Below are 20412 nucleotides of genomic sequence, written 5' to 3'. Positions count from 1 at the left end.
GAGGTATATTAATATGGCCAAGACTAGCGCAGTCGAAAAAAACAAGCGCCGCGAAAAGTTGGTTAAGCGTCACGCTGGCAAGCGTGCACGTCTGAAGGCGATCGTAATGGATCAGGGCCTTCCGCTGGAAGAGCGCTTCCGCGCCACCATCCGGCTTGCCGAACTGCCGCGCAATTCATCGAAGGTTCGTATTCGCAATCGTTGCGAAGTTTCGGGCCGTCCGCGTGGTTACTACCGTAAACTGAAGATGTCGCGTATCGCGCTCCGTCAGTTGGGTTCGCTCGGTCAGGTACCGGGCATCGTCAAGTCGAGCTGGTAAGGAGTAGCATATGTCTGTGTCAGATCCTATCGGCGATATGCTGACCCGTATTCGCAACGCAGTAGGCCGCAAGAAGACCAAGGTTACGACCCCGGCTTCCAAGCTGCGCGCTCGCGTTCTGGATGTCCTTCAGTCTGAAGGCTACATCCGCGGATACACGCAGAGTGAATTCGTGAACGGCAAGGCCGAGATCGAAATTGAACTGAAGTACTACGAAGGTGTTCCGGTTATCCGTGAGATCAGCCGCGTATCGAAGCCTGGCCGTCGCGTTTACGTGTCGGTCAAGTCGATCCCGCAGGTCGCGAACGGCCTCGGCATCTCGATCCTCTCCACGCCGAAGGGCGTGATGGCGGATCATGAAGCCCGTGAACAAAACGTTGGTGGTGAGCTGCTCTGCCGCATCTTCTGATGCGGTTGACAGCGAACAGATAAAAGACAGGTATCAAAATGTCTCGTATCGGTAAAAAACCCGTGCCGGTCCCGGCAGGCGTGACCGCCAGTGTTGATGGGCAGATCGTCAAGGCAAAGGGCGCGAAGGGTGAACTCTCCTTCGTCGTGCACGATGAAGTTCTGGTCAAGATGGAAGACGGCGCTGTAAGTGTCGATCCACGCGACCAGTCGAAGGAAGCTCGTTCGAAGTGGGGCATGTCCCGCACTATGATCTCCAACATTTTTGTTGGCGTGAAGGACGGCTTTGAAAAGAAGCTCGAAATCAGCGGCGTCGGTTACCGCGCTGCCATGCAGGGCAAGAACCTGCAGCTTTCGCTCGGCTTCAGCCACGAAGTGGTCTACGACGTGCCTGCTGGCATTACTGTTGCTGTTCCGAAGCCGACGGAAATCGTCGTTTCGGGTATCGACAAGCAGCAGGTCGGTCAGGTCGCGGCTGAGATCCGCGAATATCGCGGCCCCGAGCCTTACAAGGGCAAGGGCGTCAAGTATGCTGGCGAGAAGATCGTCCGCAAAGAAGGCAAGAAGAAGTAAGGGAAGCGCGTCATGGCATCGCCAAAAGAAACTTTGCAGCGTCGCGCTGCTCGTGTACGCCGCCAGGTCAAGGCTGTCGCCAATGGCCGTCCGCGTCTCAGCGTGCACCGTTCTTCCAAGAACATCTACGCCCAGATCATCGACGACGTCCGCGGCGTTACGCTTGCGGCCGCTTCGACCCTCGATGGCGACCTCAAGGGCAAGCTCAAGACCGGTGCCGACTCCGCAGCAGCCGCTGCCGTTGGCAAGCTGGTTGCTGAGCGTGCCGTCAAGGCTGGCGTCAAGGACGTAGTGTTCGACCGTGGTGCATTCATTTACCACGGCCGTGTGAAGGCTCTCGCCGAAGCTGCTCGCGAAAGCGGCCTCAGCTTCTAATTAGCATTTGTGCTTCCGGAAAAGAAAAAGGAAATCAGGATATGGCACAGAGAGAACGTAACCGCGAAGATCGCGGCCGTGAGGAGCGCGACAGCGAATTCGTCGATAAGCTCGTTCACATCAACCGTGTTGCCAAGGTCGTCAAGGGCGGCCGTCGCTTCGGTTTTGCTGCGCTCGTCGTTGTTGGCGATCAGAAGGGCCGCGTAGGCTTCGGTCATGGCAAGGCACGTGAAGTGCCGGAAGCTATCCGCAAGGCTACCGAAGCCGCTAAGCGCGACATGATCTTCGTACCGCTGCGTTCGGGCCGTACGCTGCATCACGATGTTGAAGGCCGTCACGGCGCCGGTAAGGTTCTGCTTCGCGCAGCTCCTGCTGGTAAGGGTATCATCGCCGGTGGTCCGATGCGTGCAGTGTTCGAAACGCTCGGCGTTCAGGACGTTGTCGCCAAGTCGCTCGGTTCGTCGAACCCTTACAACATGGTTCGTGCGACGTTCGATGCTCTGAAGCATCAGATGCATCCGAAGGACATCGCTGCACAGCGCGGCATCAAGTACTCGACCCTTCAGGCTCGCCGCCATGATGTGGTCGGTTCGGAAGAATAGCCGATAGTTTGTGTTCGTCCGGGGCCGCTCAGGCCACCGGATACGCCATAGACAAGGGATTTGAGTGATGGCTGAGAAGAAGGGCAAGACGGTTACGGTCGAGCAGATCGGAAGCCCAATCCGTCGTCCAGCCGAGCAGCGCGCAACGCTGATCGGTCTGGGTCTTAATAAAATGCACCGCCGCAGCACGCTGGAAGATACTCCGGCAGTCCGTGGCATGATCGCCAAGCTTCCACACCTCGTTCGCGTTGTGGACGAGGCGTGATAGCGCAGGGAGATAGAGATATGAAACTCAACGATCTGCGTGACAAGCCAGGTTCGGTCAAGGCGCGCAAGCGCGTTGGTCGCGGTATCGGTTCGGGCACCGGCAAGACCGGTGGTCGCGGCGTCAAGGGTCAGAAGTCCCGTTCGGGCGTTTCGATCAATGGCTTCGAAGGCGGCCAGATGCCAATCTACCGCCGTCTGCCGAAGCGCGGCTTCACCAACATCTTTGCAAAGAGCTTCAACGTTGTGTCGCTCGGCCGTATTCAGGCCGCTATCGATGCAGGCAAGCTCGACGCCAAGGCTGTTGTGAACCTCGATTCGCTGAAGGCTGCCGGCGTGATTCGTCGCGCCAAGGACGGCGTTCGCATCCTTTCGGACGGCGAACTGAAGGCAAAGGTTGCCTTCGAGGTCGCCGGTGCTTCCAAGGCTGCGGTTGAAAAGATCGAAAAAGCCGGCGGTAGCATCAAGCTTCCTGAAGCCGCTGCCGAATAAGGCTTCGATACAAAAATAAAAAGCGGCGGCCTTAGTGCCGCCGCTTGCACATTTATGCCAATGCGCATATCTGGGTAGGGTCTTTTTAGTCTCGAGGCGCGACCGCTATAGATTGCGCTGACGGGGGCGGAGGACCGGAGACTTTTCACCGGAGAAATTTAATGGCATCGGCTGCTGAACAGCTAGTTTCCAATCTCAATTTTTCGGCTTTCTCGAAGGCAGAAGAACTCAAGAAGCGCATCTGGTTCACGCTGGGTGCTTTGCTCGTATACCGGTTCGGCACCTATATTCCGCTTCCCGGCATCAATCCTGACGCGCTTGCGCAGGCTTTCCAGCAGCATAGCCAAGGTGTGCTCGGGCTCTTCAACATGTTTGCCGGTGGCGCCGTGGGCCGTATGGCCATTTTCGCGCTCGGCATCATGCCTTATATCTCTGCCTCCATTATCGTGCAGCTCATGACGTCCGTTGTGCCGTCGCTTGAAGCGCTGAAGAAGGAAGGCGAGGCGGGTCGCAAGATCATCAATCAGTACACGCGTTACGGCACGGTGCTTCTGGCGCTTGTTCAGGCCTACGCGATTTCGGTCGGTTTGCAGTCCGGTAACGGCATCGTTACCAGCCCCGGACCTTTCTTCATGGTCTCGTCGGTGATTACCCTTGTGGGTGGCACGATGTTCCTGATGTGGCTCGGCGAGCAGATCACTGCGCGCGGTATCGGCAACGGTATTTCGCTGATCATCTTCTCTGGTATCGTCGCAAATCTGCCGCACGCAATTTCCGGTACACTGGAACTCGGCCGTACCGGCGCGCTGTCGACGGGCCTTATTCTGGGCGTCATCATTCTTGCTATCGTGCTGATTGCGGTCATCGTTTTCGTCGAACGTGCGCAGCGTCGTCTTCTGATCCAGTATCCGAAGCGTCAGGTCGGCAATCGCATGTTCCAGGGCGACACTTCGCATCTGCCGCTGAAGCTCAATACTGCAGGCGTTATTCCTCCGATTTTCGCTTCGTCGCTGCTGCTTCTGCCTGCGACTGTTGCCGGCTTCGCCAACACGACGGAAATGCCTGCCTGGGCGACGACCATTCTCAATGCGCTTGGTCACGGACAGCCGCTCTACATGCTGTTCTATGCTGCATTGATGGCATTCTTCTGCTTCTTCTATACGGCCATTGTGTTCAATCCCAAGGACACCGCTGACCAGCTCAAGAAGCATTCCGGCTTTATTCCGGGCATTCGTCCGGGTGAGCGCACCGCCGAATACATAGACTATGTGCTGACACGTATCACTGTTGTCGGCGCCATCTATATCGTGCTTGTCTGTCTCCTGCCGGAATTCCTGATTTCCGCAACCGGTGTGCCCTTCTATCTTGGTGGCACCTCGCTGCTGATCGTTGTGAGCGTGACGCTCGACACGGTTGCGCAAATTCAGGGGCATCTGATCGCCCATCAGTATGAAGGGTTGATCAAGAAGTCCAAACTCAGAGGTGGGAAACGCAATAAATGAGACTGATACTTCTTGGGCCGCCCGGAGCAGGTAAGGGGACGCAGGCTGGACTTCTTACCAAGAAGCATGGAATTCCTCAGCTCTCGACCGGCGACATGCTGCGTGCAGCAGTCGCCCAGCAGAGCGAGATCGGGAAGCGCGCCAAGGCCGTGATGGACGCCGGGCAACTGGTTTCCGACGAGATCGTGAACCAGATCGTATCGGAGCGCATCGATGCTCCGGATTGCGCGAACGGGTTCATCCTTGACGGTTACCCTCGCACGGTGCCGCAAGCCCAGGCTCTGGGAACCATGTTGGCAGGCAAGGGCCTCAAGCTCGATGCAGTGATCGAGCTGAAGGTTGACGAGAATGCCCTGGTCAAGCGGATGGAGAGCCGCGTGAACGAGACGATCGCCAAGGGTGGTCAGGTCCGTTCGGACGACAATCCCGAAGCTTTCCGCAAGCGTCTCGTGGAATACCGCGAAAAGACAGCGCCGCTTTCTAGCTATTATGCGGGAACCGGTGAACTGCGCGTCATCAATGGCATGGCGCCGGTTGAAGAAGTTACCGCCGAAATCGAGAGAATTCTCGTTCCGGCGTAAAAATTGATGAGGCTTGAAGAAGCCTTGTTCCAATACGGGCAGGGAATGCGTGAAGCGTTTTCTGCCCGTTTATTGCTTCCAGAAGTTGCTTGAATTGCCTGTCAGGCCGGTTTGATGGCTTTACGGACAGTTAAGAGTTGACTTTTTCGGGCGATTCCGTCAAAGACTGCGCCACTTCAACTGGTTTTGAATGGCGGGTATCGGCGGAAATCGAAAGAGGCCGGTACCGGTCATTTAATGCTGTCTGGTTGATCGCATCTGCCAGATGGAAATTTTTATAACTCAAGGAGAACAGACGTGGCACGTATCGCTGGCGTCAACATCCCGACGAACAAGCGCGTTGTTATTGCGCTTCAGTACATCCACGGGATCGGACCGAAATTTGCTCGGGAAATCGTAACGAAGGTCGGCATTGCTGACGATCGTCGCGTTAACCAGCTGTCGGATGCTGAAGTCCTTCAGATCCGCGAAGCAATCGATGCCGACTACCAGGTCGAAGGTGACCTGCGTCGTGAAGTTTCGATGAATATCAAGCGCCTGATGGATCTGGGCTGCTACCGCGGTCTGCGTCATCGTCGTTCGCTGCCGGTTCGCGGCCAGCGCACGCACACCAACGCACGCACCCGCAAGGGTCCGGCGAAGGCAATCGCAGGCAAGAAGAAGTAATTTCGACGGGACGCATGTTCCGTCGAGCCCTTCCGGTGCGCCGGTTGGGTTTGATGCTGGTCCTTTCTTGAGGGCCGGTGTAGCCGCTGGAATTACGGCGGTGTAGAGATCGATTGAAAGGACTGTCATGGCCAAGGAAGCCACGCGCGTTCGCCGTCGCGAGCGTAAAAACATCTCGTCGGGCGTTGCCCACGTAAATTCGACGTTCAACAACACCATGATCACCATTACGGATGCTCAGGGCAATGCGATTGCCTGGTCGTCTGCCGGTGCTCAGGGTTTCAAGGGTTCGCGCAAGTCGACCCCGTTTGCCGCTCAGATCGCTGCCGAAGACTGCGCCAAGAAGGCACAGGAACATGGCATGCGCTCCCTCGAAGTCGAGGTTTGCGGACCGGGCTCTGGCCGTGAATCCGCGCTGCGCGCCCTTCAGGCTGCCGGCTTTGTGATCACGTCGATCCGCGATGTTACGCCGATCCCGCACAACGGTTGCCGTCCGCGCAAGAAGCGCCGGGTCTAATCCTCGTTCACATGCCGTATGAGCCTCGGGCTTTTGAAGTTCGGGGCTCCTCTGCGGTTTCTTCACTTGATCGCTACGATAGGATAGTAGCGACGATTGATAGAGGGATACTCACATGATCCAGAAGAACTGGCAGGAACTTATCAAGCCGAACAAGGTCGATTTCATCACCAACGGCTCCCGCACGCATGCAACCGTCGTTGCTGAACCGCTGGAACGCGGCTTCGGTCTGACGCTCGGCAATGCCCTGCGTCGCGTGCTTCTGTCGTCGCTTCGCGGCGCTGCCGTGACCGCCATTCAGATCGATGGCGTTCTGCATGAATTCTCTTCGATCCCGGGCGTCCGCGAAGACGTTACGGATATCGTTCTGAACGTCAAGGAAATCGCCATCCGCATGGAAGGCGAGGGCCCGAAGCGCATGGTCGTCCGCAAGGAAGGCCCAGGCGTTGTTACGGCTGGCGACATTCAGACTGTCGGCGATGTCGAGATCCTGAACCCGGATCACGTCATCTGCACGCTGGACGAAGGCGCTGAAATCCGCATGGAATTCACCGTCAACACCGGCAAGGGCTATGTGCCTGCCGACCGCAACCGCGCGGAAGACGCTCCGATCGGGCTTATCCCGGTCGACAGCCTGTATTCCCCGGTTCGCAAGGTGTCGTACAAGATCGAGAACACCCGTGAAGGTCAGGTTCTTGATTATGACAAGCTGACGCTGAACATCGAGACAAACGGCTCGGTCAGCGGTGAAGACGCAGTGGCATACGCTGCTCGTATTCTCCAGGACCAGCTGGCGATCTTCGTCAACTTCGAAGAGCCGCAGAAGGAAGCTCCGCAGGAACAGGTTGCGGAACTGGCTTTCAACCCGGCTCTGCTCAAGAAGGTGGACGAACTCGAACTGTCCGTCCGTTCGGCAAACTGCCTGAAGAACGACAACATCGTCTACATCGGTGATCTGATCCAGAAGACGGAAGCCGAGATGCTGCGGACTCCGAATTTCGGCCGCAAGTCGCTCAACGAGATCAAGGAAGTTCTGGCATCGATGGGTCTCCATCTCGGTATGGAAATCCCGTCCTGGCCGCCGGAAAATATCGAAGATCTCGCAAAGCGCTACGAAGACCAATATTAAGACCGGCTATCCGGCTAGAACTAATTAAGGAGAAGGCTCATGCGTCACGGTAACGGATACCGTAAGCTGAACCGCACTGCCTCGCACCGCAAGGCGATGTTCGCCAACATGGCTGCTTCGCTTATCGAACACGAGCAGATTGTGACGACGCTTCCAAAAGCTAAGGAAATTCGCCCGATCGTTGAAAAGCTTGTCACGCTCGGCAAGCGCGGCGATCTGCATGCCCGCCGTCAGGCTATCTCGGCTATTCGCGACGTCAAGCTCGTCGCAAAGCTGTTCGATACGCTGGCTGCTCGCTATGCGACCCGCAACGGTGGCTACATCCGCATCATGAAGGCTGGCTTCCGCGCTGGCGACAATGCGCCTCTGGCAGTTGTCGAATTCGTGGAACGCGACGTCGATGCAAAGGGCAAGGCTGACCGCGCCCGCGTCGAAGCCGAACAGGCTGCGGAAGCAGACGCAGCATAATCTGCGCTGATTTCTGATCAATCAAAGGGCCGCCTTGTGCGGCCCTTTTTGTTTGTGTTCTTGACCGTTCATGTTTTTTTGCGGGGCAGCATGCGCCAAAAACCGACGGTTTATGGCTCCAGGTCACAATGTGGCCCTTTATCCTTGCGTTCAGTTGACTACATTCAACACCCGAGTCTTGCTTCCTTCGTGGAAGCGGCAGACCTTGATAAGTGCGGAGTATGTGCATGAATTGGCGACGTTTAAGCATATTGGGTCTCGTGCTGGCATCGGTCGGTCTGGCTGTTCCTTCTGCCATGGCGCAGGATGCGCCCGCGGCGCCACAGAAACAGATACCGCTCAACCGGGCCGACATGCAGTTGTCCTTCGCTCCGCTTGTGAAGGAAACGACGCCGGCTGTTGTGAACGTCTATGCCGCTCGTCAGGTGCAGGCGCGTTCGCCCTTTGCGGGCGATCCTTTCTTCGAGCAGTTTTTTGGACGGCAGTTTGGCGAAAGCAAGCCGCGCATCCAGCAATCGCTCGGTTCCGGGGTGATCGTCGAGAGTTCGGGCATCGTGGTGACGAACAACCACGTCATCAAGGATGCGGATGAAATCAAGGTCGCCCTGTCGGATGGGCGCGAGTTTGAAAGCAAGCTGCTTCTGCGTGACGAAACCACTGATCTTGCCGTTCTGAAAATCGAAGCCAAGGACAAGTTTCCAGTTCTCGGCCTCGGTAACTCTGATGACGTGGAAGTCGGCGATCTGGTGCTTGCGATTGGCAATCCCTTCGGCGTGGGCCAGACGGTGACGAGCGGTATAGTTTCCGCGCAATCGCGCACTCAGGTTGGGATTTCCGATTTCGATTTCTTCATCCAGACCGATGCTGCCATCAATCCCGGCAATTCGGGCGGTGCGCTGATCGACATGCGCGGGCGCCTGATCGGGATCAACACCGCGATCTATTCGCGTTCCGGCGGCTCGGTTGGGATCGGCTTCGCGATTCCGTCGAACATGGTTCGCGCCGTTGTCGAGGCTGCGCAGAATGGCAGCACGAGTTTCGAGCGCCCCTATATCGGCGCGACTTTCCAGGGCGTGACCGCCGATCTGGCCGAAGGCCTCGGTATGGAGAAGCCATACGGGGCCTTGATCACGGCAGTCGCAAAAGGCGGACCGGCTGAGACCGCCGGGCTGAAAATCGGCGATGTGGTTTTGTCCGTCCAGGGCGTCCGCGTCGATAACCAGGACGTTCTTGGTTATCGTCTTTCGACGGCCGGTATTGGTAACACCGTGTCGATCGAAATCATGAGGAACGGAAAAAATCAGACCATCCCGGTGAAGCTCTCCAAAGCGCCAGCGGTCAAGGAAACCGCGCCGCAGGTTATCGAAGGCGACAATCCCTTTGCTGGTGCATCGGTGCTTGAACTCACGCCTTCGACCGCTGCAAAATTGCGCCTCAAGCGCGACAGTCAGGGTGTGGCGGTCGTTGAGGTCTATTCCGGGTCTCCGGCGGCAAGGCTCGGCTTGCGTCCCGGTGATATCGTTCGCAGCATCAACGGAAACTCCATCCGGACCGTGGGAGATCTGACCGCGATTCTGGAAGCGGGGCGCGGTCTCGCCTGGCGGCTTGAGGTGGAGCGTAACGGAATGCTGTTGCGCCAGTTTGTGCGTTAAACCGATACCGACAGATCGCTAAAAGTTGCATGCCGCTTCGGGCCGCATTATGCCTGAAGCGGTATGGTCTTTTGATAGAGCAATTGAATGAGCGATCTTTTCTCAGCAGCGGCAGACCCGAACGCGGACCGGAACCGTCCGCTTGCTGACCGTCTGCGTCCTAGACATCTGTCGGAAGTGACCGGGCAGGAACATCTGACAGGGCCTGAAGGTGTGCTGACGCGCATGATCGCATCCGGGTCGCTCGGCTCCATGATCTTCTGGGGGCCACCGGGAACCGGCAAGACGACGGTTGCTCGGTTGCTAGCCGGAGAGACCGATCTGGCGTTCGAACAGATTTCGGCAATCTTTTCCGGCGTTGCCGATCTCAAGAAGGTTTTTGAAGCTGCGCGCGCACGTCGTATGTCCGGGCGTCAAACGTTGCTTTTCGTGGACGAAATTCATCGCTTCAATCGCGCACAGCAGGATAGTTTTCTGCCGGTCATGGAAGACGGCACCGTAATCCTGATCGGCGCCACGACAGAGAACCCGTCTTTCGAACTCAATGCCGCTCTTTTATCCCGGGCGAGGGTGCTGACCTTCCATCCGCATGACGGCGAGAGCATCGCGACACTTCTAACCCGCGCCGAGGAGCAGGAAGAACGCCCGCTGCCACTGGACGAAGAAGCACGGGCCAGTCTCATCCGCATGGCTGATGGAGACGGACGCGCAGCGCTGACGCTTGCCGAGGAAGTCTGGCGCGCTGCCCGTCCGGATGAAGTGTTTACGGCAGAAAAATTACAGGATGTCGTGCAGCGCCGTGCTCCAGTTTACGACAAGGGGCAGGACGGGCATTACAATCTGATTTCGGCGCTGCATAAATCCGTTCGCGGATCGGACCCCGACGCGGCGCTCTATTATCTTTCGCGTATGTTCGATGCGGGCGAGGATCCGCTCTATCTCGGCCGACGGCTTGTGCGTATGGCGGTGGAAGATATCGGCCTTGCCGATCCGCAAGCCCTGGTCATCTGCAATGCCGCCAAGGATGCCTATGATTATCTGGGGTCACCGGAAGGCGAACTCGCGCTGGCGCAGGCCTGCGTTTACCTTGCGACCGCCCCGAAGTCGAATGCGGTTTATATGGCCTATAAAGCCTCTATGCGTGCAGCCAAGGAAAATGGTTCGCTTCTGCCCCCGAAGCATATCCTCAACGCGCCAACCAAGCTGATGAAGAATGAGGGCTATGGCGAGGGCTACGCCTATGACCATGATCAGCCCGATGCTTTTTCGGGGCAGGATTATTTTCCGGAAAGCATGGGAAGGCAGAAATTCTACGATCCGCCGGAGCGCGGCTTCGAACGGGATATTCGCAAGCGCCTGGAATATTGGGCACGGTTACGGCAGGAGCGTCAGGGGCGCAGGTGAAGACCGGTTTCAGCGGAACCGTCTTATTCATTTGAAAATGAACTATCCCCATAGTTATCCACACTTGTCCACAGCTCGAGCCGCGTCCGCATTGGATGCGGCTCTTGTTTGTTTCTCACAGGGGTTTGAAGCGGCGGGTAGGGGGCAACCTCTCGTTAGAAAGGTCTTCTTAATTTTTACGCTTTATCAATCTTTGCAAAGAGACGAGGTTTTCCATGATGCGCGTTTTGTTTCTCGTCGCGCTCGTGATCCTTGGAGGCTGCGCGACCGCCCCACGGCAGGTCAACAATGTATGCGCGGTCTTCGATCAACGCGACGGTTGGTTCAATAACTGGCAGACGGCCGCTACGCGGGTTTCACGCGAGTTCGGCGTTCCGGTTCCTGTTCTGATGGCGACGATCTATACGGAATCCGGCTTCCAGCCCTATGCGCGGCCGCCGCGCACCAAGATTCTCTGGATCATCCCGTGGAAGCGGGCTTCCAGCGCCTACGGCTATTCGCAGGCGCTGAATGGCACCTGGGACCGCTACAAGCGCGAAACCGGTCGCTGGACGGCATCGCGCACCAATTTTGCGGACGCGGTCCACTTCATCGGATGGTATCACTACCAGAGCTATCTGAAGAACGGGATCAATCGTGGGGATGCCTATAGCCTGTATCTCGCCTACTATTCCGGCCATGGCGGTTATGCACGCGGCGCCTGGCGGGGGAATGCAACGGCGCTCAATGGCGCAAAACGCGCCCAATCAATGGCCAATCGTTACGCCGCGCAGTTGCGCAATTGCGGAGGCTTCAGTTAAAAAGCGACTGGCTGGATTCAATCTCGTATCCAAAACACCATCCGGCCTTAATCGCTACTATCATGCGAGCGGATTCGCTAATCGAGGATGACCATTTCATGCTGAAAAAGACCGGTATTGCCCTTTTCGCCGCCACATTTCTCGCAGGCTGCACCACTGATCCTTATACCGGGGAACAGAAGATGTCGAACACTGCCGGTGGTGCTGCGATCGGCGCGGCTGTGGGTGCTCTCGGCGGCCTGATGGTCGGCGGTTCGAGCCGTGCGCAGCGCAATGCCGTGCTGATCGGCGCCGGTATCGGTGCGCTCGGTGGTGGTGCAATCGGCAATTACATGGATCGCCAAGAAAACGAGCTCCGCGCGCAGTTGCAGGGCACGGGCGTTTCCGTAACCCGTAATGGCGACCAGATCATCCTGAACATGCCTTCGAGCATCACCTTCGATACGGATCAAGATCAGGTGAAAAGCCAGTTCTATCCGACGCTTAATTCGGTCGCGATCGTGCTGCGCAAGTTCAATCAGACGCTCGTGGACGTCTACGGCCACACCGATTCGACGGGCAGCGTCAGCCATAATCAGGCTTTGTCGCAGCGCCGCGCCGCCTCGGTTGCAAGCTATCTCGGTTCGCAGGGCATCGACCCACGTCGTTTTGCCGTCATCGGCTATGGAGCCAGCCAGCCGGTTGCCACCAATGCGACACCGGAAGGACGCGCGCAGAACCGCCGCGTGGAAATCCAGATTTCGCCGCTCCGCGCTGCCAGCTGATTCCGTTTCGCAAAACCAGTCACTGCAATCACGCAGTCCTTCGCAAGAAGGGCTGCGTTTTTGTTTGTTCTCGCGAATCGTCGGGGCCGCGGTTTGGTTTGAAACAAGTTAATTGGTGGATGGCTTGATTATTTTCGTAATTACTGATGTTAGAGAACGATTAAAGAACAAAATTTCGGAATTGTTTATAATCAATGGGTTAACGGCATTGCAAAATGAGAACAAAACAGATACAAATAGATCGTGGCAACGAGCCTGCCGGGCTTCTAGCGAGACAAGAGGATGGTGTAAGATGTCTCAGAATTCATTGCGACTTGTTGAGGAAAATTCAGTGGACAAGACTAAGGCTCTCGATGCGGCGTTGTCGCAGATTGAAAGGGCGTTCGGCAAGGGCTCGATCATGCGCCTTGGCCAGAACGATCAGGTCGTAGAGATCGAAACAGTATCGACCGGATCGCTCTCGCTGGACATCGCGCTCGGCGTTGGTGGCTTGCCTAAAGGACGTATTGTCGAGATTTATGGCCCGGAAAGCTCCGGTAAGACGACACTGGCGCTGCACACGATCGCGGAGGCACAGAAGAAGGGCGGTATCTGTGCATTCGTCGATGCGGAACATGCGCTCGATCCGGTCTATGCCCGCAAGCTGGGCGTTGATCTTGAAAACCTGCTGATTTCGCAGCCGGATACCGGCGAGCAGGCGCTTGAGATCACCGATACGCTCGTGCGTTCGGGCGCTATCGACGTTCTCGTCGTCGACTCGGTGGCTGCCTTGACGCCTCGCGCCGAAATCGAAGGTGAAATGGGTGACTCCCTGCCTGGTCTTCAGGCACGTCTCATGAGCCAGGCGCTCCGCAAGCTTACCGCGTCTATCTCTCGTTCCAACTGCATGGTGATCTTCATCAACCAGATCCGCATGAAGATCGGTGTGATGTTCGGTTCGCCAGAAACGACGACTGGCGGTAACGCTCTCAAGTTTTATGCTTCGGTTCGTCTCGATATTCGCCGTATCGGCTCGATCAAGGAACGTGATGAAGTCGTAGGCAACCAGACCCGTGTCAAGGTCGTCAAGAACAAGCTTGCTCCGCCCTTCAAGCAGGTCGAATTCGACATCATGTATGGGGCTGGTGTTTCCAAGACCGGTGAGTTGGTCGATCTTGGCGTGAAGGCTGGTGTTGTCGAAAAGTCGGGTGCGTGGTTCTCCTATAATTCCCAGCGGCTCGGGCAGGGCCGTGAAAACGCCAAGCAATATCTCAAGGACAACCCGGAAGTGGCCCGCGAGATCGAAACTACACTCCGTCAGAATGCCGGACTGATTGCCGAGCAGTTTCTCGAAGATGGCGGACCCGAAGAAGACGCTGGCGACGCCGCAGAAATGTAGGATCGCCAGTCCGGGTTGAATTACCAAGGCCCCGTGTATGCGCACGGGGCCTTGTTTTTGGGCGATAGAATCTTGCGGCATGAAAGGCGCCTGCTTTAACGTCTTTCAGCAGAAATTGCTTTTATGGCGCAGCGTACTTATCTGGACAGAAAAGCAACGCACCGTTAAAAGCGGTCAACCGAAAACTCCACTTCACGTCCTAGCAGTGCGAGAGAGCCTCGGGCCTTCGATGACGGTTGGCGGCTGTGCGAGTTTGAACAGGATAATCGATGCAGCTTTCTGCAAAGCTGTATCCGTGCAGGGCAGTAAAGCCCAAAGGTGACTTATGGCTGGCGTCAACGAGATTAGGTCCACATTCCTCGATTATTTCCGCAAGAACGGACATGAGGTCGTTCCATCGAGCCCGCTCGTTCCGCGTAACGATCCGACGCTCATGTTCACTAATGCGGGGATGGTGCAGTTCAAGAATGTCTTTACCGGCCTCGAACATCGCTCCTATAATCGCGCCACGACGTCACAGAAATGCGTTCGCGCCGGCGGGAAGCACAACGATCTGGACAATGTCGGCTATACGGCGCGTCACCATACTTTCTTTGAAATGCTGGGCAATTTCTCGTTCGGCGACTATTTCAAAGACGAAGCCATCAGCTTCGCCTGGAACCTGATCACCAAGGAATTCGGTCTTCCGAAGGACAAACTCCTTGTCACCGTTTATCATACGGACGACGACGCAGCGAATTACTGGAAGAAGATCGCCGGTCTTTCCGACGACCGTATTATCCGCATCGCCACCAGCGATAATTTCTGGGCCATGGGCGACACCGGGCCCTGCGGTCCATGTTCGGAAATCTTCTTCGACCATGGCGACCATATCTGGGGTGGACCTCCCGGATCGGCTGACGAAGACGGCGATCGTTTCATTGAGATCTGGAACCTCGTTTTCATGCAGTTCGAGCAGATCACGCCTGAACAGCGTATTGATCTGCCGCGTCCGTCCATCGATACCGGCATGGGGCTTGAGCGTGTTGCAGCCGTTCTGCAGGGTGTGCATGACAATTACGATATCGATCTCTTCAAGGCATTGATCCGCGCTTCGGAAGAGGCTACCGGCGTGAAGGCTGACGGCGAATTCCGTGCCAGCCACCGCGTGATCGCCGACCATCTGCGCGCGTCGAGCTTCCTGATCGCCGATGGCGTTCTGCCATCCAATGAAGGCCGTGGTTATGTGCTGCGTCGCATCATGCGCCGCGCGATGCGCCATGCCCAGCTTCTGGGCGCGAAAGAGCCGCTCATGTGGCGTCTGCTGCCCGCCCTGATCCGCGAAATGGGACAGGCTTATCCGGAATTGATCCGCGCTGAGGCTCTTATTTCGGAAACGCTCAAGCTCGAAGAAACCCGCTTCCGCAAGACGCTGGATCGCGGGCTTGGCCTTTTGTCGGACGCAACTGAAAATCTAGTTGAAGGTGATCGCCTCGACGGTGAAACTGCTTTCAAGCTTTACGACACCTATGGTTTCCCGCTTGATCTGACGCAGGATGCGCTGCGCCAGCGTGGCATTGCCGTGGATACGGACGGTTTCAGCGCGGCCATGGAACGCCAGAAGGCCGAGGCACGGGCCAATTGGGCTGGTTCCGGTGAAGCTGCAACCGAAACGATCTGGTTCGGTATCAAGGATAAGGTCGGTGCGACTGAATTCCTCGGTTATGAAACTGAAAGCGCGGAAGGTGTCGTGGCTGCCCTGGTGCGCGACGGTGCTGAAGTGCAGTCGGCTTCTGAAGGCGAGGTTGTTTCGGTGGTGGTCAACCAGACACCGTTCTACGGAGAATCCGGTGGCCAGCAGGGCGATACCGGCACGATTTCCGGTGAGGGTTTTGTCATCACCATCAAGGATACGCAGAAGAAGGGCGAGGGCGTCTTCGTTCACATCGGCGAAGTTGCCACGGGCACGGTCAAGACCGGCGATGCGGTTGAATTGAAAGTGGATTCGGCGCGCCGCACGCGTATCCGTTCCAACCATTCGGCAACGCATCTTCTGCATGAGGCCCTGCGTGAAACGCTCGGCAGCCATGTCGCCCAAAAGGGTTCCCTCGTCGCGCCGGATCGCCTGCGCTTCGATTTCTCGCATCCCAAACCGATTTCTGCCGAAGAACTGGCGAAGGTTGAAAGCCTTGCCAACGAGATCATTTTGCAGAACGCTCCTGTCAGTACGCGTCTGATGGCCGTTGACGATGCCATTGCCGAAGGCGCCATGGCGCTGTTCGGTGAGAAATATGGCGACGAAGTGCGCGTTGTTTCCATGGGCACCGCCAAACACGGCTCGAAGGAAGGCAAAGCCTATTCGGTTGAGCTTTGTGGCGGCACGCATGTGCGCCAGACCGGCGATATAGGCCTCGTGCGTATCGTTTCCGAAGGCGCGGTCGCCGCTGGCGTTCGCCGCATGGAAGCGCTGACGGGTGAGGCTGCACGCCTCTATCTCGAAGAGCAGGACGAACGCGTAAAGGCCATCGCCGGTGCATTGAAGACGACACCGTCTGAAGTGCTGGAACGGGTCAACGCACTGCTCGATGAACGCAAGAAGCTGGAGCGTGAACTTGCTGATGCCCGCAAGAAGCTTGCACTTGGCGGCGGCTCGGCGGACGGGGGCAGTGCAGTTGAAGCCGTGAATGGCGTCAATTTCCTCGGCAAGATTGTTACCGGCGTTTCTCCGCGTGATCTGAAGCCGCTTGCTGATGAAGGCAAGAAGCAGGTCGGTTCCGGCGTCGTGCTGTTTATTGGTGTCGGCGAAGACGACAAAGCCAGCGCAGTAGCGGCGGTCACGGAAGATCTGCTTGGTCGGTTCAGCGCGGTCGATCTGGTTCGGGCCGCTTCCGCAGCCCTTGGCGGTGCAGGCGGCGGCGGTCGCCCGGATATGGCCCAGGCCGGTGGCCCGGATGGTGCAAAAGCGGCTGATGCAATCGCTGCGGTCAAGGCGCTGATCGGTTAGGGCCGAAAACAGAAATAGAGAAGCCGGGCAGTGCCCGGCTTTTCCTTATGCAGCATGCGCTGAACGGCTGTCTTCGGGGACCTCGATACGATCATCGAGGCCATAATCGCGCATGACGTTGGCCACACGTAAGCGATAGTTCTCGAAAACGACCTTGCGGCCCTGTCCCTGTGCCAGTCGGTGGGACGGCAAGTTGCGCCATTCGCGCACGGCTTCTTCGTCGCGCCAGAACGAAAGCGAGAGCAACTTGTCCGGATCGGCAAGGCTTTGAAAACGCTCTATCGACAGGAAGCCGTCGATTCTGGAAAGATCGTCGCGCAGGCTTGCTGCAATATCGAGATATTGGCCGCGCCTGGCCTCATCAGCCGGCCAGACTTCGAATATGACTGCAATCATGGCTTGATAAACTCCCCATGCGGTGCGGATTGAAGTTTCAGGAAGATGCGATCCTCTGACCGGATGAATTGCTCCCGGCGCGCAAATTCATAATTCTCGCGTCCCAGTGGATCGGAAGCAAGCCGAGCTCGGTAGGCTTCGTAAGCGGCAAGATTTTCGATTGAATAGACGCCATATGCTGTCGTTGACGAACCCTCATGTGGTCCGAAATACCCAATGAGATTGGCGCCGCATCGCGGAATCGCCTGTCCCCAGTTGCGTGCATATTCAGCAAAGGCATCCGCCTTGAACGGGTCGATCTGATAGCGGATGAAACAGGTAATCATGCGTGTCTCCTTCAAATGCCTGTCTTCGATGCTGACAATGTAGCAATTGAATTATCTCTATAGTTCGGCTAGCATCGAAGTATGAAGGATGGTCCGATCATAGCTTCCGTTGCCGCACTGCTTGGTGACCCTGCGCGTGCAAACATGCTCACGGCGCTGATGGACGGCCGCGCACTGACAGTCAGTGAGCTTGCGTCTGCGGCAGGTGTGACATTGCAAACGGCCAGCGGGCACCTTGCAAAACTTGATGCTGCTAATCTGCTGGTTGCGGAGAAGCAGGGACGGCATCGCTATTTCCGCCTTTCAGGAACGGATGTTGCGCAGGTTCTGGAAGGACTAATGGGACTCGCGCAACGCACCGGCGCCGTGCGGGTGCGGACCGGCCCGAAAGATCAGGCGTTACGCAAGGCGCGCATCTGCTACGATCATCTGGCGGGTGAACGTGGCGTCGAGATGCTCGATGCGTCGCATAGACTTGGTCTCATTGCCGACGATGGCGAGCCGATGCTGACCGAGAAGGGCAAATCGTTTTTCAACTGTCTTGGTGTGAATGTCACCACCCTGGAGCAGGGCAAGCGTCCGGTCTGCCGCCATTGCCTCGACTGGAGCGAACGCCGCAACCATCTTGGCGGAGCACTGGGCGCGGCGCTCCTGAACCATTTTATTTCGCAAGGGTGGGCACGTCGCGAAGCGGGGCGGGTCATTGCTTTCTCGCCCAAAGGATCGCAGGCATTTTCGCGGACATTTGAACTGGCTGGCCAGATCACGTGACCTGAACAGCCAGCGATTCAGTATTAATGTTGTGTGGCGGCAGCGGCAGCTTCGTCCAGTTCAGTGGCTCGTTTCATCGCTGGGCGATCCTTCAACCGGTCCCAATAGGCCACAAATGCTCCCCGGGCGGGCAGCGTGCCGAAGCGCAAGCCCCATCCTACGTGTGAACCGACGTAAACGTCAGCTGCGGTGAAACGGTCGCCGGTGATATATGGATGCTGTGAGACGGCTTTCTCCAAAGTGTTGACCACTGTGTCGTAATTGCCGTAGCCGACCATTCCCTGCTTGTCGACGGGGATTTCAACGCCGAGCGCATGGTTGGAAAGTGCAGCTTCGACGGGGCCGGACGTAAAGAACAGCCAGCGGAAGAAATTTGCACGCTCATTCGGATGCGGCGCCAGACCGGCTTCGGGAAATGTCGTTGCGAGATAAGCGCAGATCGCCGCCACTTCCGTTACCACCGCATCGCCGTGACGCAGGGCCGGCACTTTTCCCATGGGGTTGATCGTGCAGTAGTCAGGGCCTTTCATCGGCGGGCCGAAATCCAGTATTTCCACATCGTAGGGTTTGCCGATCTCTTCCAGCATCCAGCGCGCGATACGTCCGCGCGACATCGGGTTGGTATAGAGCTTCAACTCAGCCATTTCATCCTCCCTGTAAAAGGTGGCAGGATGCGCTTTTTCCCTTGAAAAGGAAATGAAAAAACCCGGCAGCGACGCTGCCAGGTTCTGCATATCGAGAATTGGTCGAATACCCGATCAGGCGGCCATTGCCTTCTTGAGGTTTTCATCGATCTTGTCGAGGAAACCCGTGGTGGAAAGCCAAGGCTGATCCGGACCGATGAGCAGCGCCAGATCCTTGGTCATGAAGCCGCTTTCAACGGTGTCCACGCAGACCTTTTCCAACGTGTCGGCAAAACGCTTCAGCTCGGCATTGTCGTCAAGCTTGGCACGGTGGGCAAGACCGCGGGTCCATGCGAAGATCGAAGCGATCGAGTTGGTCGAGGTTTCCTCGCCCTTCTGATGCTGGCGGTAGTGACGGGTGACGGTGCCGTGGGCAGCTTCAGCTTCAACGGTCTTGCCATCCGGCGTCATCAGAACGGAGGTCATCAGGCCGAGCGAGCCGAAGCCCTGTGCCACGATGTCCGACTGAACGTCGCCATCATAGTTCTTACATGCCCAGACGTAGCCGCCCGACCACTTGAGTGCCGAAGCGACCATGTCGTCGATGAGGCGGTGTTCGTACCAGATCTTCTTTTCTTCGAACTTCGACTTGAATTCTGCGTCGAAGACTTCCTGGAAGATATCCTTGAAGCGGCCGTCATAGGCTTTCAGGATGGTGTTCTTCGTGGAGAGATAGACCGGATAGCCGCGCTGCAGGCCATAGTTGAACGAAGCGCGGGCGAACTCGCGGATCGATTCGTCGAGGTTGTACATGGCAAGAGCCACGCCAGCCGAAGGAGCCTGATAGACTTCGTGTTCGATGGTTTCACCATCTTCACCAACGAACTTGATCGTCAGCGTGCCTTTGCCGGGGAACTTGAAATCCGTCGCGCGGTACTGGTCGCCGAATGCGTGGCGGCCAACGATGATCGGCTGGGTCCAACCCGGCACCAGACGCGGTACGTTCTTGCAGATGATCGGCTCGCGGAAGATCACGCCGCCCAGAATGTTGCGGATGGTGCCGTTTGGCGACTTCCACATTTTCTTGAGCTTGAATTCTTCAACGCGCGCTTCGTCAGGCGTGATGGTTGCGCACTTCACGCCGACGCCATGTTCCTTGATGGCATTGGCTGCATCGATGGTGACCTGATCGTTGGTCGCATCGCGGTTCTCAACCGACAGATCGTAATATTTCAGATCGATGTCGAGGTAAGGATGGATAAGCTTGTCCTTGATGAACTGCCAGATAATGCGGGTCATCTCGTCGCCGTCGAGTTCGACGACCGGGTTCGCAACCTTGATTTTTGCCATGGATGAAGCCTCTTTTTCAATGCGTCGCGCCCGTATAGCACTCACGGCGAATAAGGCAAAGCGTAAGAG

Annotated in this window: 24 protein-coding genes; 20 read left to right on the top strand and 4 right to left on the bottom strand. The window is 57.0% G+C overall.

All coding sequences use genetic code 11. The features are described 5' to 3' along the window. Positions 1-13: 13 nt before the first annotated feature. From rpsN to alaS, 19 genes are all read left to right on the top strand, one after another. Positions 14-319 carry a 30S ribosomal protein S14 gene (rpsN, locus tag ACOWVS_RS16405; protein WP_006467018.1) on the top strand — a complete coding sequence of 102 codons (306 nt, stop codon included), beginning with the start codon at positions 14-16 and terminating at the stop codon, positions 317-319. 10 nt (positions 320-329) lie between these two features. Beyond that, positions 330-728, top strand: a complete 399-nt coding sequence (gene rpsH, locus ACOWVS_RS16400; protein ID WP_006467014.1) for a 30S ribosomal protein S8 — start codon at positions 330-332, stop codon at positions 726-728. Positions 729-766: 38 nt separating this feature from the next. Next, a complete protein-coding gene (gene rplF / locus ACOWVS_RS16395; RefSeq protein ID WP_006467012.1) occupies positions 767-1300 on the top strand; it encodes a 50S ribosomal protein L6 in 534 nt (177 codons plus the stop codon). A gap of 12 nt (positions 1301-1312) precedes the next feature. Then, entirely contained in the window at positions 1313-1675 is a 363-nt protein-coding gene (gene rplR / locus ACOWVS_RS16390) for a 50S ribosomal protein L18 (protein WP_006467011.1), read from the top strand. A 41-nt stretch (positions 1676-1716) separates the two neighbouring features. Continuing rightward, the gene (rpsE, locus tag ACOWVS_RS16385) at positions 1717-2277 is read left to right on the top strand and encodes a 30S ribosomal protein S5 (protein ID WP_006467009.1); all 561 of its coding nucleotides are present in this window, start codon (positions 1717-1719) and stop codon (positions 2275-2277) included. Between the two features lie 67 nt (positions 2278-2344). Beyond that, positions 2345-2542 carry a 50S ribosomal protein L30 gene (gene rpmD, locus ACOWVS_RS16380; RefSeq protein WP_002967737.1) on the top strand — a complete coding sequence of 66 codons (198 nt, stop codon included), beginning with the start codon at positions 2345-2347 and terminating at the stop codon, positions 2540-2542. Positions 2543-2562: 20 nt separating this feature from the next. Then, entirely contained in the window at positions 2563-3033 is a 471-nt protein-coding gene (rplO, locus tag ACOWVS_RS16375; protein WP_002964343.1) for a 50S ribosomal protein L15, read from the top strand. 161 nt (positions 3034-3194) lie between these two features. Continuing rightward, on the top strand, positions 3195-4535 hold the full coding sequence (gene secY, locus ACOWVS_RS16370; protein ID WP_006467005.1) for a preprotein translocase subunit SecY: 1341 nt from the start codon (positions 3195-3197) through the stop codon (positions 4533-4535). Further along, positions 4532-5116, top strand: coding sequence for an adenylate kinase (locus tag ACOWVS_RS16365; RefSeq protein WP_006467003.1), 585 nt, complete (start codon positions 4532-4534; stop codon positions 5114-5116). The genes secY and ACOWVS_RS16365 overlap by 4 nt, the downstream gene beginning before the upstream one ends. Before the next feature lie 297 nt (positions 5117-5413). Next, on the top strand, positions 5414-5782 hold the full coding sequence (gene rpsM, locus ACOWVS_RS16360; protein WP_006467002.1) for a 30S ribosomal protein S13: 369 nt from the start codon (positions 5414-5416) through the stop codon (positions 5780-5782). Positions 5783-5909: 127 nt separating this feature from the next. Next, a complete protein-coding gene (gene rpsK / locus ACOWVS_RS16355) occupies positions 5910-6299 on the top strand; it encodes a 30S ribosomal protein S11 (protein ID WP_002964339.1) in 390 nt (129 codons plus the stop codon). Between the two features lie 115 nt (positions 6300-6414). Further along, a complete protein-coding gene (locus ACOWVS_RS16350) occupies positions 6415-7428 on the top strand; it encodes a DNA-directed RNA polymerase subunit alpha (RefSeq protein ID WP_006467001.1) in 1014 nt (337 codons plus the stop codon). 39 nt (positions 7429-7467) lie between these two features. Further along, a complete protein-coding gene (rplQ, locus tag ACOWVS_RS16345) occupies positions 7468-7896 on the top strand; it encodes a 50S ribosomal protein L17 (protein ID WP_006467000.1) in 429 nt (142 codons plus the stop codon). A gap of 227 nt (positions 7897-8123) precedes the next feature. Next, positions 8124-9548 carry a DegQ family serine endoprotease gene (locus tag ACOWVS_RS16340; RefSeq protein WP_025089486.1) on the top strand — a complete coding sequence of 475 codons (1425 nt, stop codon included), beginning with the start codon at positions 8124-8126 and terminating at the stop codon, positions 9546-9548. An 87-nt stretch (positions 9549-9635) separates the two neighbouring features. Further along, positions 9636-10952, top strand: coding sequence for a replication-associated recombination protein A (locus tag ACOWVS_RS16335; RefSeq protein WP_021585279.1), 1317 nt, complete (start codon positions 9636-9638; stop codon positions 10950-10952). 215 nt (positions 10953-11167) lie between these two features. Further along, entirely contained in the window at positions 11168-11752 is a 585-nt protein-coding gene (locus ACOWVS_RS16330) for a transglycosylase SLT domain-containing protein (protein WP_006466997.1), read from the top strand. Between the two features lie 98 nt (positions 11753-11850). Then, positions 11851-12516 carry an OmpA family protein gene (locus tag ACOWVS_RS16325; RefSeq protein WP_006471639.1) on the top strand — a complete coding sequence of 222 codons (666 nt, stop codon included), beginning with the start codon at positions 11851-11853 and terminating at the stop codon, positions 12514-12516. Positions 12517-12808: 292 nt separating this feature from the next. Beyond that, on the top strand, positions 12809-13894 hold the full coding sequence (gene recA / locus ACOWVS_RS16320) for a recombinase RecA (RefSeq protein WP_006471638.1): 1086 nt from the start codon (positions 12809-12811) through the stop codon (positions 13892-13894). 325 nt (positions 13895-14219) lie between these two features. Further along, the gene (gene alaS, locus ACOWVS_RS16315) at positions 14220-16877 is read left to right on the top strand and encodes an alanine--tRNA ligase (protein WP_021585277.1); all 2658 of its coding nucleotides are present in this window, start codon (positions 14220-14222) and stop codon (positions 16875-16877) included. Positions 16878-16922: 45 nt separating this feature from the next. Here the strand turns inward: alaS and ACOWVS_RS16310 are convergent, their stop codons facing one another. After that, complete coding sequence (locus tag ACOWVS_RS16310) at positions 16923-17273, bottom strand: antibiotic biosynthesis monooxygenase family protein (protein ID WP_021585276.1); 351 nt, start codon at positions 17271-17273, stop codon at positions 16923-16925. Continuing rightward, entirely contained in the window at positions 17270-17599 is a 330-nt protein-coding gene (locus ACOWVS_RS16305) for an NIPSNAP family protein (RefSeq protein ID WP_021585275.1), read from the bottom strand. The genes ACOWVS_RS16310 and ACOWVS_RS16305 overlap by 4 nt, the downstream gene beginning before the upstream one ends. An 81-nt stretch (positions 17600-17680) precedes the next feature. On the opposite strand from ACOWVS_RS16305, the gene ACOWVS_RS16300 reads away from it, so the two are divergent. After that, positions 17681-18370 (top strand): ArsR/SmtB family transcription factor, encoded by a 690-nt coding sequence (locus ACOWVS_RS16300; RefSeq protein WP_021585274.1) that lies wholly within the window; start codon positions 17681-17683, stop codon positions 18368-18370. Between the two features lie 23 nt (positions 18371-18393). Here the strand turns inward: ACOWVS_RS16300 and ACOWVS_RS16295 are convergent, their stop codons facing one another. Continuing rightward, positions 18394-19014, bottom strand: coding sequence for a glutathione S-transferase family protein (locus ACOWVS_RS16295; protein ID WP_025089489.1), 621 nt, complete (start codon positions 19012-19014; stop codon positions 18394-18396). Positions 19015-19128: 114 nt separating this feature from the next. After that, positions 19129-20343, bottom strand: coding sequence for an NADP-dependent isocitrate dehydrogenase (locus ACOWVS_RS16290; RefSeq protein WP_006471635.1), 1215 nt, complete (start codon positions 20341-20343; stop codon positions 19129-19131). Positions 20344-20412 lie beyond the last annotated feature (69 nt).

Origin of the sequence: Brucella sp. IR068 (assembly GCF_049065885.1) — a bacterium.
Taxonomy (GTDB): domain Bacteria; phylum Pseudomonadota; class Alphaproteobacteria; order Rhizobiales; family Rhizobiaceae; genus Brucella; species Brucella intermedia.
This window is presented reverse-complemented; position numbering and strand designations above follow the sequence as displayed.

Coding starts and splice junctions, on each gene's coding strand:
- rplO (WP_002964343.1), top strand. CDS start 2,563: ATGAAACTCAACGATCTGCGTGACAAGCCAGGTTCGGTCAAGGCGCGC.
- alaS (WP_021585277.1), top strand. CDS start 14,220: ATGGCTGGCGTCAACGAGATTAGGTCCACATTCCTCGATTATTTCCGC.
- ACOWVS_RS16330 (WP_006466997.1), top strand. CDS start 11,168: ATGATGCGCGTTTTGTTTCTCGTCGCGCTCGTGATCCTTGGAGGCTGC.
- rpsH (WP_006467014.1), top strand. CDS start 330: ATGTCTGTGTCAGATCCTATCGGCGATATGCTGACCCGTATTCGCAAC.
- ACOWVS_RS16340 (WP_025089486.1), top strand. CDS start 8,124: ATGAATTGGCGACGTTTAAGCATATTGGGTCTCGTGCTGGCATCGGTC.
- ACOWVS_RS16350 (WP_006467001.1), top strand. CDS start 6,415: ATGATCCAGAAGAACTGGCAGGAACTTATCAAGCCGAACAAGGTCGAT.
- ACOWVS_RS16305 (WP_021585275.1), bottom strand. CDS start 17,599: ATGATTACCTGTTTCATCCGCTATCAGATCGACCCGTTCAAGGCGGAT.
- recA (WP_006471638.1), top strand. CDS start 12,809: ATGTCTCAGAATTCATTGCGACTTGTTGAGGAAAATTCAGTGGACAAG.
- rplF (WP_006467012.1), top strand. CDS start 767: ATGTCTCGTATCGGTAAAAAACCCGTGCCGGTCCCGGCAGGCGTGACC.
- ACOWVS_RS16335 (WP_021585279.1), top strand. CDS start 9,636: ATGAGCGATCTTTTCTCAGCAGCGGCAGACCCGAACGCGGACCGGAAC.
- rplR (WP_006467011.1), top strand. CDS start 1,313: ATGGCATCGCCAAAAGAAACTTTGCAGCGTCGCGCTGCTCGTGTACGC.
- rpsE (WP_006467009.1), top strand. CDS start 1,717: ATGGCACAGAGAGAACGTAACCGCGAAGATCGCGGCCGTGAGGAGCGC.
- rpsK (WP_002964339.1), top strand. CDS start 5,910: ATGGCCAAGGAAGCCACGCGCGTTCGCCGTCGCGAGCGTAAAAACATC.
- rpmD (WP_002967737.1), top strand. CDS start 2,345: ATGGCTGAGAAGAAGGGCAAGACGGTTACGGTCGAGCAGATCGGAAGC.
- ACOWVS_RS16295 (WP_025089489.1), bottom strand. CDS start 19,014: ATGGCTGAGTTGAAGCTCTATACCAACCCGATGTCGCGCGGACGTATC.
- ACOWVS_RS16365 (WP_006467003.1), top strand. CDS start 4,532: ATGAGACTGATACTTCTTGGGCCGCCCGGAGCAGGTAAGGGGACGCAG.
- rplQ (WP_006467000.1), top strand. CDS start 7,468: ATGCGTCACGGTAACGGATACCGTAAGCTGAACCGCACTGCCTCGCAC.
- ACOWVS_RS16300 (WP_021585274.1), top strand. CDS start 17,681: ATGAAGGATGGTCCGATCATAGCTTCCGTTGCCGCACTGCTTGGTGAC.
- ACOWVS_RS16325 (WP_006471639.1), top strand. CDS start 11,851: ATGCTGAAAAAGACCGGTATTGCCCTTTTCGCCGCCACATTTCTCGCA.
- secY (WP_006467005.1), top strand. CDS start 3,195: ATGGCATCGGCTGCTGAACAGCTAGTTTCCAATCTCAATTTTTCGGCT.
- ACOWVS_RS16310 (WP_021585276.1), bottom strand. CDS start 17,273: ATGATTGCAGTCATATTCGAAGTCTGGCCGGCTGATGAGGCCAGGCGC.
- rpsN (WP_006467018.1), top strand. CDS start 14: ATGGCCAAGACTAGCGCAGTCGAAAAAAACAAGCGCCGCGAAAAGTTG.
- ACOWVS_RS16290 (WP_006471635.1), bottom strand. CDS start 20,343: ATGGCAAAAATCAAGGTTGCGAACCCGGTCGTCGAACTCGACGGCGAC.